This window comes from Streptomyces monashensis (assembly GCF_001866665.1).
Lineage (GTDB): Bacteria > Actinomycetota > Actinomycetes > Streptomycetales > Streptomycetaceae > Streptomyces > Streptomyces monashensis.
This window is the reverse complement of sequence record NZ_MLYO01000049.1, coordinates 64,017-78,089: the sequence shown is the minus strand read 5'-3', so window position 1 is coordinate 78,089 and position 14,073 is coordinate 64,017. Positions and strand designations below refer to the sequence as shown.

The following is a 14,073-nucleotide window of genomic DNA, read 5'->3' as shown; positions in this document are numbered from 1 at the left end:
CTGGGAAACGCGCCGGGCGAACCGTCCTCCACGTAGGTGAACCGAACGGTCGGACACGCCCTGCCGGCGCCAAAATCCGAGCCCGCAGCACCCGCTGCCGAGGTGGTTCGGTCACTTCAGAGTGGGATGGTTTCCGCTGACGGTCCGAATAACCGTTGAGCCAGGCCATCAGCCGCCGGATCTCGGCCGATTGGTGGCGAACCGCCCGGTCTCCAACGTTCAGGTCCCGGGCCGCTTCAAGCACTGCGTGCGTATGCACGCCGGCAGGACCCGCTTGCCGCTGTTGGGCGAGCTGACCGGCAGCACAGACTCCACGGCTTACCGGGTGCCCGCCTCGATTTTCCCCGCACCGAGGCGGCGAGCGCAGAAGCCTGGCGAACCTGATGGCATCCGGAATCGGGACCACGGCCAGGACGGCGGAGAGGGCCGCTGTGACGGCGCCCGGAGAAGAAGGCGTCGGCTTTGCGACCGCTGCCGCCCCACCGCGGCGGCCTTGCCGCCCAACGGTGCTGTGGAGCGCCCTCACTGGCGGTACGGTCGAGGGAGCGCAGAAGAGGGGAGTGGACGGAGATGCTGACGGAGGCCTTGACGGCGCTCGCCGCCGCGGGGGGTACCGCGGTGGCACAGGCCGCGGGTACGGAAGCATGGGCGGGGATACGGCAGCGGGCGGCTCTTCTGCTGGGCCGAGGCGACCCGCAGCGTGAACGGGCCCAGCTGGAGCGGCTGGACGTGACCGCGGCCGCCTTGGTCTCCGCTGTCGGGGACGAGGTGGATCGGGTGCGCCAAGTGCAGGCGGAGGGGTGGCGTGGCCGGTTCGAGACGCTGTTGGAGGACCTGGACGAGCGGGCGGGCCAGGAGGCGGCTGCCGAGCTGCGCGCCCTGGTGGCTGAGGCGCGCAACGCCGCCGACAGCGGCGCGCGGATGGAGGGGAATGTCTTCCACGGGCCTGCCGCGATCCAGGTCGGGGACCGTAACCGGCAGGACAACCACTTCGGGTCAGGGGCGTGAGCGCGTCGGAGTCCGCCGGCGCCGCGCAGGGATGGGTATTCGGCAACACCTTCTATGGTCCGACCGCCATCAACTTGGGGGCCGGAGGTGTCCAGAACAACTACTTCCAGCTCGTCATCGACGATCCGCAGGAGGCCGCGGCACGTGACCTCGCCCGTACGGTGCTGGCGCAGTGGCGTGAAGAAGCCCGTATGCGCGGCCTGTTCGACCCGGTGCCGATCCCAGTCCCGTGGCGGGTCGTGCGGGATACGGAGTTCGGGGATCACCCTCATTTGATCGGAGACAGCGCTGAGGGAAGCAGCGCGGGCTCAGGCGCGTTCTCCAACGCGTTCCTCGCGCTGCGGCAGCGTCGCCTGGTGGTATTGGGCGAGGCGGGGGTCGGCAAGACGACACTGGCCGTACTGCTGGTGATCGAGCTGCTGCAGGAGATGCGCGTCGGGGACGCCGTGCCCGTTCTGCTGCCGATCGCGTCGTGGCGTCCAGGTGAGGAGCACTTGCACACCTGGCTGGAGCACTGTCTGCTCCGTGATTACCCGCAGCTGACGGCCGAGACAGCGCGGGGCCTCGTCCGCGACCGGCGGATCCTGCCCGTGCTGGACGGTCTTGACGAACTGCCGCCCGACCACGCCCCTCTGGCCCTCAAAAGCCTCAACGACGCTCTGGCAGCGGGTGGTTCCCTCATCCTCACCTGCCGCACGAGCGCCTACGCGAAGGCGGCCCGCGCCGCTTCCGTGCTGCGGTCGGCGGCGGTCGTACAGGCGGACCCCCTGTCCGCCGAGGCGGCCGCAGAGTACCTGCGCAGCAGCGCCACACCGCAGCACGCGGCACGCTGGCAGCCGGTGCTGGACGACCTGACGCAGCGGCCGCACGGCAACCTGGCCCGGTGTCTGTCCATGCCACTGATGCTCTGGCTGGCGCGCGTCGCCTACCGGGAGCCGGACACCCGTCCCGCCGAACTCATCGACCCGACAGGGTTCCCCACTGCCGCGGCCGTCGAACGCCATCTCCTGGACGCGCTCGTTCCCGCGGTGTACCCGGACGGCCCGGCACCACCCCCGCCCAGGGGCCGACGCCCGCCGCGCAACTGGCGCGCGGACGATGCCAACCGCTGGCTGGCCACCCTGGCCCGCCGCCTCACCGACCTGAACGGCGAGGACATCTCATGGTGGGAACTGCGACGCAGGCCGAAGCACTGGCGAGAGCGAAGGGTGCTGGGCCTGCTGGCATTGGTGATCGTGTGGATGGTGGTGCCCATTGCCGATGGACAGGACTTCACCCTGGACGACGACATGGGCGGCCCGGTGTTCTTCCTCTACGTGGGGTGCCTGTTCCTCAGCTTCACCATGCGGGTCCCGGACGGTCTCGCTCGGGGAAAGGTCCGGTTCCGGCCCCATCTCGGGCTTCTGTTACGCCTCACGGTCTTTCCGGTGGGCTGGGTCATGGTGCTGTTCGTCGGGCTGACCGCCGCAGCGTTTGCCGGGCCGAACAGCAGCCCTGTGCTGCAGATCCTCCTCGTGCTGGGAGGGCTGGCCGCGGCCGTGCTCGCGCTGCTGCTGTTGGCCTGGCTCATGGTCGCGGCGGGCAGCCGGGTCGATCGCGACGAGGCCAGTAGCCCGCACCGCTCGCTCACCGTCAGCCGACGACGGACGCTGGTCACGGTCACCGGGCTGGCTGTGCTGATCGTCTTCTTCATCACCGAACCGGCCCTTGCCACCATGTCGGCTGCTGACCCGACCGAAGCGACTCCGGCCTTCCGGCTCGCGGCGCTGGCCGCGGCCTTCACCGTGCCCGCGTTGCTCACCCAGTCACCGTGGGCCGATTACCTGGTGGCACGGTCGCTGCTCGCCGCCCGCGGGCTGCTGCCCTGGCGTCTGGAGGGCTTCCTGGCCGATGCCCACCGGCGCGGCGTCCTGCGGCAGGCGGGGTCCGTCTACCAGTTCCGCCACGCCAGACTGCGAGACCGGCTGGCGTGGCGGAACCGGGCGCCGGCACCCGAAGACCGTCGAGGCCAGGATCTGCTGATTCATACGGACATAGACTCTGCCGAGGCCCGGTCCGGCACCGTCAAGAAGATCAGCTTCGACACGGCCATACGGTGCGAGGCCTGCGACGGCAGCGGCACAGTCGCCTCCATCGCCTGCGACAGGTGCACAGGCCAGGGGCGAGTACGCACCCGACGCACCCTCTCCGTCAGAATCCCGCCCGGCGTCCGGGACGGCACTCGTATCCGCCTCACCGGGCAAGGCCAGACCGGCCTGCGCGGAGGAGACCCGGGCGACCTGTTCGTGCAACTCCGCCTGCTCGGACAGCGCTCATAATCTGGCGTCCCGTTTGCTCCGGGCCCCGCGCTTTCGTGCTGAGCAACTGTGCGACATCCCGTGAGCACTGTCAGTAATGGACGCATCCGGCCTCGCCGCGACGAGACAAGCCCGACAGCGGCGGCCACAAGGTGACTGAAGCCAGCCCAATCCGGGGCAGTCCACGGCCGCGCTCCTCGACCGCCGTGTCACAACCAACCGGTCCGCCTTCGAAACCCTCAATGCGTCCCGCATCGGCAAGTCGCCATCGTCGTATGCCGGTTCATCGTCGTCCTCCACAGTCCGATTGCCCGCCACAGGTTCGGACTGGGACAAGGCCATCGGCGCTCCTCCGGACGAACTGCCCGTACGCCAGGGAGACTTGCGATGGCCTGCCCATGTTCAGGGAGCACTCAGGGGTAGCGGGTGCACGCCCCGCGCAGACACTCGCGCGTTCACGTCGCTCGACCGGCTACGCCACTCGGCGGGACGCCAACAACGGGTACGCGCGAAGGCCGAGAAACTGAACGCCGCCAACCGGGAACTTCGGGACAGCATCCGCAGTGCAGGGCAGTGCCGACTGCCCCTGATCCACGCGTGGGCGGGGTCCGGGGGTGCGCTGTAGCGCCCCTGGTGCTACCGGCCTCCATTGGGGTGAGTTCTGATCGCGTACGGCGCGTCTGACCCGTAATGCGAGCAGTCGTACGACGTCATGAAGACAGCAGTAAGTTCGTCCGACTACATCCTTGTGTGGAGGTCTGTCATGATTCTCTCTGCTATCGGCAGTGTGCTCGGTGTTGCCGCGAGCGCGGCGGTTGCCGTCGTTGGTTTGGTCCTCCACGCCGTTGGCGCCGTCATCTGACGTGTGCCTCTGCGGCATCACCGGCGTGGCTCGGGAGTAGCGGGCGTCCCTGGTGGGAGGGGGAAAGTGCCTCGCTCTCGTGCGGCTTCCTTCCCCGGGCTGCCGACAGGGCAGACGATGAAGCCCCTCGCGTTCGATCGCGTGGGGGGCTTCTTTGCTTGGTCGGGTGCCGTGGGGGTGTCGGCGGTCGCCGGCCGTACGGGGGCGGCCGAGGTCCGCGTGCCTGGCCGGGGCGGCCAGAGCCGCCCGGCACGCCGAAGGGCGCGCCCTTGAAGGAGTAGAGCGAAGGTACTCCGATGCGGTTCGGCGGCGGGCGGCGCGCTCGGTGGCCGGCCTGGTCGGCGTCACGGGGTAGTCGAGCTGGCATGTGGCGGCGGGGGCCTTCAACTCCGCGCGCAACAGGCGGCGGTCCTGGTCGGGGTCGCTGGTCACGCGGTGGGCGATCAGGAGAGGGCCGGCGTCGGTGAGTCCGAGTATGGTGCGCTCGTCGGGGTAGGGGACGCGGGCGGCGACGTGCTCGCCGAATTCCAAGGACAGGCAGGCGTCGGCGGCCGGAGCGGCACGACCACCCCCGACCCCGTGCCTCTGCGGATGATCCGCAGCAACCGCCTGCCCTCATCGTCATCAATCTCCCGGACCTGCACATGTTCGGCCACCCGCACAGCTGGACGGAGATCGCTGTCCGGCACGTGCACGCCCCGCGCCCCAGCACGGCCACGAGCGGATCGTCTACTGGTCGGTGACGGTCTTTTCAAGAAGGAGCCTGAGGACCGACTCGGCATGGGTCCACAGCAGGGCGCCGCCGATCCCTGGCACGACATGGTGACGAGCACCGGGCACACGGGCAGCGAGCAATGCTCCGTTGTCGGGCGAGTGGCTGGTGTCCTGCTCGCCGTACCAGATATCGACGGGGACATCGATCTCGTCGAGGGCGAACGGCCACCGCCCCATCGCCAGGACCGTGTCACGAGCGTAACCAGCGGCACCTTGAGCAAATCCCTCGTCCAAGGCCCTGCGGTAACCAGCCGCGAAAGCAGGATCCTGGTACACGGCAAGGTCACACCCTGGGCTCCCGGCCATGACCATGTCCCACATCGCATCCGCAGTGAAGCCGGCGAAAAGCTTCTCGGCGCCAGCCGGATCGGACTCAGTCCGCTCGACGAGACCGCGCAGGTCCGCGTTCAGCACTGAAGCGAACTCCGGCCTGGCGAACTCGTCCGCACCCGAGACGACGGCCAGCGCCGAGGCGACCCCTTCCGCAGCGCACACGAGAGCGAATGGCGCACCTTGCGAATTCCCGACCACAACCGGGTGTCCCAGCCCCCGCAGCACACAGAGTTGACGCACATCTCCAGCGAAGTCAGAGAAGGTCCGCCCAGGGGCGGGCGTCGAGACACCGAGACCGGGACGATCCACAGATACGAGACGCACTCCGAGCGCCTCAACAACGCCTGCACCGAACCCCAGCCACCGGCTCGTAGCCGCACCAGGACACAACAGAACGGGCACCCCGTCCAACGGCCCCCACTCGGCCCAGCCGAGCAGCCGCCCATCAGACAGAGCACTCTCACCCAGCCGGGCAGGAACGTCGGTGTATCCAGTCATGATCAACATCATGGCCATGGACAGGATGTCCCGCACCTGACTTTCACCTTGGCCTCGATCACGGCAAACCTAGCCCGTCATGAGGCAACTGTCCTCATCGCCGCCGTCAACGAGTGGCTGTGGTCCGCGGCTCGTCTGCCGGCCACGCAGACATCCTTCGTGAACAGACTGACGGTTCCACCGGAACGCTGTCCTCGTCGCTCGACATCGGCACCCTCGAAGGCCCAGGCCAGCGAAAAGCTCTGCCGCCGTCAGGTGCTTGGCCAAGCCGTAAACTCTGGTGCCAGAGGGCACACCGGGCGTTCGCCCCTGCCCGTCATCAACGCCCTGCGCCTTCGCAGTCACTGCTTCACGGAGGTGGTTCAGGAACGCGAGCAATGTCGACTGCCTGTCGGCGACGCTGGTGAATCTGCGGCATGGCACCACACACACGCCGCGCCGGCCTGTTGGTCCGGAGTGGGCCGCTCCACCGCCACGCGTGCGATGGGGAAGGTCCAGCCGCTGTTGGCGCAACGAGGTGCACCGGCGTAACACTCAGTCCGCTTCGCCGACTTGTGTGGATGAGGCGCAGTGATCAGTTGCTCGGGGTTGGCCGATACCGAGTGGCCGAGCGACGGAACTCAGTGGGCGGGAACCGGCTCGGACGACGGTTGCCACTCCCGCCTGATCAGCCCGTAGACCCACGAGTCAGAGACCTCGCCGTTGACGACGCAGTCTTCTCGTAGCGTCCCTTCACGCTCGAAGCCGAGCTTCTCCAGCACACGGGCAGAAGCCAGGTTGCGTGTATCGGTCTCGGCCTGGACCCGATTTAGGTCCAGCGTGTCGAAAGCCCACCGCAGCAGAGCGCGCGCGGCCTCGGTCGCGTAGCCGTGGCCCCACGCTGCATCGTCGAAGCAGTAGCCGAGCGACGCGCTGCGGTAGTCCGGATGCCACCTGCTCAGGCTGCACCATCCGATGAATGCTCCGTCGGACACACGATCTACGGCCAGCCGCGCCCCGGTGCCCTCCTGCGCCATGTGCCGGCAAGCCGTGATGAACTTCTCGGCGCGCACACGATCGTTCCACGGGGGCGAGTCCCAGTAGCGCAGCACGTAGGCGCTGCTGTGCAGTGCGAAGAGGTCGTTCGCATCCGTGTCTTCGAAGGCCCGCAGTCGAAGGCGGTCGGTGTGTAATGAGGGGGTGGGCAGCGACGTCCTCATGTTCCCTCCCCTGATCGGTGTCCGATCAATCAGACATCCGATGGGGGCCACTGGCAACAGCTTTTCTCGGCGGGCGGGCATACGTATCCGCTCATCGGAGCGACCGGGTACCCGTTCGGGGACGAGGGGATTGGGGTGGCTCGGGTCGCCGGCGAGAGTGATGGAGGTGAACAGGACGTGGCCCACGCCCGCCTTCGCGGCGGCTTCGATCGCTCTGGCGTGCTTGGGCAGCCGGTCGTCGATGTCGATGTCGATGCCGACGCTGATGATCAGTGCCCGTTCCACACCGTCGAGCGCCCGGACCAGCTCGTTCGGTTCGTCGAAGTCGGCGTGGCCGGTGCTCACGCCCAAGTCGGCGCACCTGTCCGCGGTGCGGGACGTGCCGGCAGGCAGGCGGAAAGGCCCGGCGGTGCCCGCAGGGCGTCGCCGGGCCAGGCGGCGGGCGCCGCTACTCGGACAGGGACTTGGCGAAGAGGGCGTAGAGGTGCTTGTACGCCTCGTCCTGCGTGGGGTAGAGCACGAGGACGCGGATATCCAGCTTGCCGCCCTTCGGGACGACGTGGATGCCCTCGGGGGGCGAGCCGAGGAGGACGTCGCCGTTGGAGCCGTCTTCGATGATCATTCCCCAGAAGGTGTTGGTGAACTCCTTGTAGAGCACCGACCCCACCGGAAGCTGGCCGAATCCGACGTTCCAGTGCCTCACGTCGCATTCACCGGCGTACATGGTGATGTCGTAGGAGTAGATGTACTTCTGGGTCTCCCAGTCCTGCCAGCTGGAGTTGAATTTGTAGTCCACGGTGAGATTCTTCTTCGCCGCGGTGAATGTGACCGTGTCGGGCTCCGATTCCTGGCTGCCGCGTACGGCCTTCGCCGTCACCGTGTGGCTGCCCGGGCTCCATCCGCCTTCGTGGAGGAAGGACCAGTTCTGGCCGTTCACCTTGGCGCTGCCGAGCTTGGTGCTGCCCTCGGTGAGGTTCACCGAATCGGCGTTGAAGGCGACGCCGGCGATCGAGGCTCCGGTGTCGACTTCTGCGCCGTTCCTGGGTGACGTGACGTCCACGACGGGGCTCGGGAGCGTGGCGTAGAAGCGTACATACGCCTTGCCGGAGGTCACGTCGTCGCGCACGGCCATGGCGGCGAGATTGTGCTGCCCGAGCGGCCAGTCGGCGTCCGGGGTGTACTCCCACTTGCTGTCCTTGACCGGGAGGGTGCCCAGTTGCTTGGCATCCTCGTAGAGCAGCACCTGCTGCACGTCGGGGGCGGCCGTGCCCTGGACAGGCTGGCGGCGGTTCTCGGTCTGCGCGCCGGCCGCGGGGGCGGTGAACACGGGGAGCGGCACTGGCTGGGCGAAGGCGAGGGCGGACTGTGCCTGGTCGTTCCACGTGCTGGTCGGGCTGCCCGCCAGAGGGATCTTCGTCATGTCGTCGATCGACGTGCCGGCCCTCACGGGCAGCTGGCTGCCGCCCTGATTGGTGCGTGTGAAGAGGATGTTGTCGTTGTTCGTGTTGTTGACGACGGAACTCACGCCGTCATCGCTCTGATCGAATCCGTAATCGCTGAAGTTGTTTGCCGTGCCCTTGGCCGGGATGACGAGGATCTTGTCCCGTGGGCCGCCGACGTTGTAGTTGACGTCGGCGAAAAGCGCGAAGGTGCCTGCGGGGGCCTTGTCCTTGCCTCGGCCGCGGATTACGTAGGGCTCGTCGGCGGATTTCCCATTTTCGTCTGCCACTCTCCACCTCTCCCATATGCCGCTTTTTCCACTGCGAGGCTGCCCGTGACGTGGAGTTGCCGTCAATTGCAAAAGATTCGTTCGAATGCGATCAGGTCAGCTTCCGCGCTGGCCGGATTGTGCCTGGAAAATGTCCGGAGTACCTTCCGAGTCGCGGCTCTCAGGGGCGTGAGTCGACAGAGCCCGGTGCCAAGACCCAGCTGTCGCCGTGCCCTCCGGCTGGGCGCGGCAAGGACAGGGCGCGGTGGTTGGCGGACGCCACATGGCTGCGCGACGCCGTCTTGGCAGCCGACGTCAAGAGGGCACAAATCTGCCCCGCGACCGGTACTGGACCTCGTAGGGGCAGCGAATCCTCGCGTGATCCGATCGGCCGGCCGTTCCCTGTGACGCCTGTCCGTCGAACGGCACACCGACGGGCCGAGCCGCGCGCAGGCGGGTCCAGCCGATGGCCGCACCGTCGTGCTCGCCCATGCCTGGGCCTTCACCAGCGGGATGTGGAACTACCAGGTCCCCGCGGTCATCGCTGCCGGCATGCGCTGCGTCGTCCACGAGCGGCGCACGCACGGGCGCTCCGACGGGCCCGGACGTGGTCACGGCCGCGACCGTCTCGCCGACGACCTGGCTCACCTGCCCGCCCACCCGGAGCTGCTCGACGTCGCACTGGTGGGGCACTCCATGGGCGCGGCCGAGGCGGTCCGCTGTCTGGCACTCCGGCCGGACCGGTGCTTTGGAACGGGACTCACCGGCCCGTCTCCTGAAACGCCGGGGAAGCGGGGCGCCAGCCGAGTTCGGGGGCGATCAGGTGCCGTACGTCGTGCAGGATCTGTTCGTACTCCTCGCGATGGAACTCGTACGGCAGTTCCAGGCGCAGCTCCGACACCTGCGCGAGGACGGGGTCGGCTGCCAGCTGTTCGAGGATCTGTTCCGCGGTGCCGACCACGTCCGGGGCGAACAGGAATCGCTTCGGGCCCAGCGTCGCCAGGGTCTGCGGCTTCAGGGTGCGCTCGTGCCGACTGGCCGCGTAGTCCCGGTAGCGGGCCCGGGTGGCGGTGCCGGCGCTGTCGAACGGCACGATCACCCGTCCGAGCGCCACCCGCGCCGTCGGCCGGTCGTCGCCCAGGCTGCGCCGGTACTCGGAAAGCAGGTTCAGCTGGGCGGTGGTGAAAGCGTCGGTGTCCTCGCCGGAGACGATGTTGCCGGACAGCAGGTTGAGACCGTTCTCCGCGGCCCAGCGGACCGAGCGCAGGCTGCCTCCGCCGTACCAGATCCGCTTCACCAAACCGGGGTTGTGCGGCTGCAGCCGCGGCCGCTGGACGTTGCCGGGCGAGCGGATCACCGTGTCCGGGCCGCCGAGGTAGCCGCCGCGCAGGTTGTCGACGAGGCGGGCGATCCTGCCGTACGACAGGTCGAAGCCGCGCCAGTCCCCCTCGTACACCAGGTCGCCGAGCAGTTCGGCGTGCGGCATGCCGGTGCTGAAGCCGGCCTGGAGGCGGCCGCGGGACAGTACGTCGGCCAGCGCGAGGTCCTCGGCCAGACGGAACGGGCTCTCGTACCCGATGGGGATGACCGCGGTCCCCAGCTCGACCCGCTCGGTGCGCTGGCCTGCCGCGGCGAGGAACACCGCGGCGGAGCCGACGCCGTGCTCCAGGTGGCGCTGGCGGATCCAGGCTCCGTCGTAGCCGAGCCGTTCGCCGTATTCGAACAGCTGGAGGGTCTCCTCCAGGCCGGTGTACGGGTCGTCGTCGGCGAAGTTGCCCGGGGTGAGAAAGGCCAACGAGGTGATGGTGGGGGTGCTCATGACGCTGCTCCTCGGCTCGTGGTGGTCTCGGAGGCGGGGTCGGGGACGTGACCGCCGGGGATGGCCGCGAGCAGTTCGCGGGTGTACTCGTGGCGAGGGCGGGTGAACAGTTCCTCCGGTGGGCCTGTCTCGACGACGCGGCCGCCCCGCATGACGGCGACGTGGTGCGCGATCTGCCGTACGACGGCCAGGTCGTGCGAGATGAAGAGGTAGGCCACCCCTGTGTCGGCCTGCAACTCGGCCAGCAGCTCCAGGACCTGGGCCTGCACGGACACGTCGAGAGCGGAGACCGGCTCGTCGCAGACCACCAGGTCGGGGGAGAGGGCGAGGGCGCGGGCGATCGCCACGCGCTGCCGCTGGCCGCCGGACAGCTCCGCCGGCCGGCGCTCCAGCATGGCGGAGGGAAGCGCCACCCGGCCGAGCAGTTCGTGGGCCCGGGCGAGCCGGGAGGCGCGGTCGCCGACCTTGAAGGCGCGCAGCGGCTCGGTGATCACCTCGCCGATGGAGAAGCGCGGGTCGAGCGACGCGTACGGGTTCTGGTAGACGAGCTGGGCGCGGCGGCGCAACTGCCTGGCCTGGGCGCCCTTGGCGGCGGTGACGTCGGTGCCGTCGAACAGGATCTGCCCGGCGGTCGCGTCGGCGAGGCGGAGCACCAGGCGGGCTGTGGTGGACTTGCCCGAGCCCGACTCGCCGACCAGGGCGAGGGTCCGGTCCCGGTGGAGCGTGAGGCTGACGTCGTCGACGGCGCGCAGGGTCCGGGGGCCGTCCCCGGTGCGGGGCAGCCTGAACTCCTTGACCAGGTTGCGCACCTCGACCAGAGGCGCCGTCTGCGCCTCGGGGGTGGAGACCGGGGTGCGGGGCCGGGCGGTGGTCAGGCTCGGTGCACTGGCCAGCAGGTGCCGGGTGTAGTCGTCCTGCGGGTCGGCCAGGATGTCACGGGTGGGGCCCGCCTCGACGACCTTGCCCTGGGCCATCACGACCAGCCGCTGTGCCCTTTCGGCGGCGACCCCGAGGTCATGGGTCACGAGCAGGACGGCGGTGCCCGACTCCTCGGTGAGGCGCTGGAGATGGTCGAGGATGACCCGCTGGACGGTGACATCGAGCGCGCTGGTGGGCTCGTCGGCGATGATCAGCTCGGGCCGGGCGGCGATGGCGATGGCGATCAGGGCGCGTTGCCGCATGCCGCCGGACAGTTCGTGCGGATACTGCCGGGCCCGGACGGCCGCGTCGGGCAGCCCGGCCCGGTCCAGCACGGCGACCGCCTCTGCCGGAGCCGATCGGCGGGTCGCCAGACCATGGATGCGCAGCACCTCGGCGACCTGGTCACCGATCCGCTTGACCGGGTTGAGCGAGACCGTCGGGTCCTGGGGGACCAGTCCGATCCGTGCCCCGCGTACGGTGCGCAGTTCCGCCTCGGACAGGGCTGCCAGGTCGTGCCGGCCGAAGCGGACCGTGCCCGCGTCGATACGGCCGTTCGCCGACAGGAGCCGGGTGACGGCGTGCGCGGTCGTGCTCTTGCCGGAGCCGGACTCGCCGACCACCGCCGTCACCTGTCCCGGCCACACGTCGAGGTCCACGCCCCGGACGGCCTCGACCGTGCCGCCCCGGGTGCGGTACGACACCGACAGACCGCGTATCTCCAGCAGTGGTGTGGTCACGTCCTCACCGTTCTCACGTTCGTCGGTCATCGCTGCCGGGACCATTCGCCGTCCAGGGCTCGGGCGATGCGGTTCGCGGCCAGCACGGTCGCGGCGATCGCCAGCCCGGGCAGCGCGGTCAGCCACCAGGCGTTGGCGAGGTAGTTGCGGCCGTCGGAGATCAACGTCCCCCACTCCGGGGCCGGCGGGGGCGCCCCGTAGCCGAGGAAGCTCAGGGCCGACACGGCCAGGATGGAGGAACCGAAGTCGAGGGTGGCCAGCACGATCACCGGGCCCGCCGCATTGGGCAGCACATGCCGGGCCAGTACCGAGTACCAGCGTGCTCCGCCGGCGCGTGAGGCCTCGACGAAGACGGCCTGCCGCACCCGCAGGACCTCCGCGCGCGCCACCCGCGCGAACGCGGCCACACTGGCGATGCCGACCGCGACCGCCACTTTCACCGTGCCGTAGCCCAGCGCGGTGACCAGGGCCAGGGACATGAACAACGCGGGGATGGAGAGCAGGACATCGACGAAGCGCATGACCACGTCGTCCACCCAGCGGCCCACGAACCCGGCGACCACGCCGAGCAGACCGCCGACCACGAACGCGACCAGCACGGCGATCAGCGTTGCCTCAAGGGAGAGTTGGGCGCCATGGACGACCCGGGAGAACACGTCGCGGCCCAACTCGTCGGTGCCGAACCAGTGACTGCCGCTCGGGCCGCGGAAGTTCTGCGACGGCACGCCCTTCAGCGGGTCCTGCGAGGTGAACAGGTCGGGCCAGAACGAGGCCAGCACCATCAGCACGAGGACGACCACCGACAGCAGCAGACCCGGGCGGCGCACCACGAAGCGCAGCAGCCGCCGTACGTCCATGCGGCGCCCGGGATCAGGCACCGGCCCCGCCGCGACCGGGCGGGACGGTCCCAGTGCAGCCTCGGCCGGGTCGTCGACGTCGTCCACAAGGCTCTGGCTCATGCGAGTGCCGCCCTTCTGTCCGAGGCCACCACGATCCGCGGGTCCAGAAGCGGATAGACCAGGTCGACGACCAGGTTCGTCGTCACGAAGATCAGCGCACCGAACACCACCACTCCTTGGACCAGCGGGATGTCCTGGGCCGTGACCGCCGCCGCGGTCACCCGGCCGAGGCCGTCGCGGGAGAACACCGTCTCGACGACCACCGAACCGGCGATCAGCTGCCCCACCAGCAGACCGACGACCGTCAGCGCAGGCAGGGAAGCGTTGCGCAGCGCGTGCCGCAGATGGACCCGCCACCGGCCGGCGCCCTTGGCCCGCGCGGTCTCCACAAACGCCTGATCGAGCGCCGTGAGCAGGCTCTTGGCAAGCACCTGGGCGACCTGCGCGCCGGTCGGGACCGCCAGCGTCAGGGCCGGCAGCACCACCCCCGTCAGGCCGTCGTTGCCGAACGCCGGGAACCAGTGCAGCCGGAAGGAGAACGCCTCGACAAGCAGCAGCCCCACCCAGAACGTCGGGACGGACACCCCCAGCGGCGGCAGCGACAGCAGCAGCTGCCGCAGCCAGCGCCGAGCGGTGTAGGTCGCCAGAACCGCCAGACCACCTCCGAGGACCACCGCGAGCAGCAGTGCCGCTCCGGTCAGCTGCAGTGTCTGCGGCAGGGCGTCGGCCAGCGTCGAGGTGACCGGGCGACCGGTGGACACCGAGTCGCCGAAGTCCCCGCGCACGGCCCGGCCGAGGTACTCGGCGTACTGCGCCAGCACCGGCTTGTCGAAGCCGTACTCGTGCCGCAGGGCGGCGATCTGCTTCGGGTCGACCTGCCCCGAGTCCATCCCGGCACCGGCCATCGCCGTGACCGGATCGCCCGGCAGATAGTCCAGCACCAGGAACGAGACCGTGTACGCCGCCCACAGCACACCGAGCGCCTGCGTGAGCCGTTTGATCACATAGCGGCGCATGC

The 14,073-nt window shown here is 69.4% G+C and carries 10 protein-coding genes and 1 pseudogene; 3 read left to right on the top strand and 8 right to left on the bottom strand.

Annotated elements, in window-relative coordinates; translation table 11 throughout:
• Positions 1-570 precede the first annotated feature (570 nt).
• Together BIV23_RS48955 and BIV23_RS27980 are read left to right on the top strand one after the other, a co-directional pair.
• Positions 571-1,008 carry a hypothetical protein gene (locus tag BIV23_RS48955; RefSeq protein WP_071383750.1) on the top strand — a complete coding sequence of 146 codons (438 nt, stop codon included), beginning with the start codon at positions 571-573 and terminating at the stop codon, positions 1,006-1,008.
• Positions 1,005-3,326: an NACHT domain-containing protein gene (locus BIV23_RS27980; RefSeq protein ID WP_071383749.1), complete on the top strand. Its 2,322-nt coding sequence runs from the start codon at positions 1,005-1,007 to the stop codon at positions 3,324-3,326. Before BIV23_RS48955 ends, BIV23_RS27980 begins: the two co-directional genes overlap by 4 nt.
• 1,570 nt (positions 3,327-4,896) lie before the next feature.
• On the opposite strand, the gene BIV23_RS27975 is transcribed toward BIV23_RS27980, so the two are convergent.
• From BIV23_RS27975 to BIV23_RS27965, 4 genes are all read right to left on the bottom strand, one after another.
• On the bottom strand, positions 4,897-5,772 hold the full coding sequence (locus BIV23_RS27975; protein ID WP_071383772.1) for an alpha/beta fold hydrolase: 876 nt from the start codon (positions 5,770-5,772) through the stop codon (positions 4,897-4,899).
• Between the two features lie 69 nt (positions 5,773-5,841).
• A complete protein-coding gene (locus BIV23_RS46915; RefSeq protein WP_245790677.1) occupies positions 5,842-6,117 on the bottom strand; it encodes a DinB family protein in 276 nt (91 codons plus the stop codon).
• A 275-nt stretch (positions 6,118-6,392) separates the two neighbouring features.
• Positions 6,393-6,971 (bottom strand): GNAT family N-acetyltransferase, encoded by a 579-nt coding sequence (locus tag BIV23_RS27970; protein WP_071383771.1) that lies wholly within the window; start codon positions 6,969-6,971, stop codon positions 6,393-6,395.
• Positions 6,972-7,419: 448 nt separating this feature from the next.
• Complete coding sequence (locus tag BIV23_RS27965) at positions 7,420-8,700, bottom strand: hypothetical protein (protein ID WP_071383748.1); 1,281 nt, start codon at positions 8,698-8,700, stop codon at positions 7,420-7,422.
• A gap of 492 nt (positions 8,701-9,192) precedes the next feature.
• On the opposite strand from BIV23_RS27965, the pseudogene BIV23_RS54050 reads away from it, so the two are divergent.
• Positions 9,193-9,393: pseudogene (locus tag BIV23_RS54050) on the top strand (alpha/beta fold hydrolase); the annotation flags it as partial.
• A gap of 46 nt (positions 9,394-9,439) precedes the next feature.
• On the opposite strand, the gene BIV23_RS52265 reads toward BIV23_RS54050, so the two are convergent.
• The 4 genes from BIV23_RS52265 to BIV23_RS27940 are packed head-to-tail and all read right to left on the bottom strand — an operon-like array spanning position 9,440 to position 14,071.
• Positions 9,440-10,498, bottom strand: a complete 1,059-nt coding sequence (locus BIV23_RS52265; protein WP_071383746.1) for an LLM class flavin-dependent oxidoreductase — start codon at positions 10,496-10,498, stop codon at positions 9,440-9,442.
• Complete coding sequence (locus BIV23_RS27950) at positions 10,495-12,186, bottom strand: dipeptide ABC transporter ATP-binding protein (protein WP_107471282.1); 1,692 nt, start codon at positions 12,184-12,186, stop codon at positions 10,495-10,497. Before BIV23_RS27950 ends, BIV23_RS52265 begins: the two co-directional genes overlap by 4 nt.
• The gene (locus BIV23_RS27945; RefSeq protein WP_071383744.1) at positions 12,183-13,115 is read right to left on the bottom strand and encodes an ABC transporter permease; all 933 of its coding nucleotides are present in this window, start codon (positions 13,113-13,115) and stop codon (positions 12,183-12,185) included. Before BIV23_RS27945 ends, BIV23_RS27950 begins: the two co-directional genes overlap by 4 nt.
• Entirely contained in the window at positions 13,112-14,071 is a 960-nt protein-coding gene (locus BIV23_RS27940) for an ABC transporter permease (RefSeq protein WP_071383743.1), read from the bottom strand. Before BIV23_RS27940 ends, BIV23_RS27945 begins: the two co-directional genes overlap by 4 nt.
• Positions 14,072-14,073 lie beyond the last annotated feature (2 nt).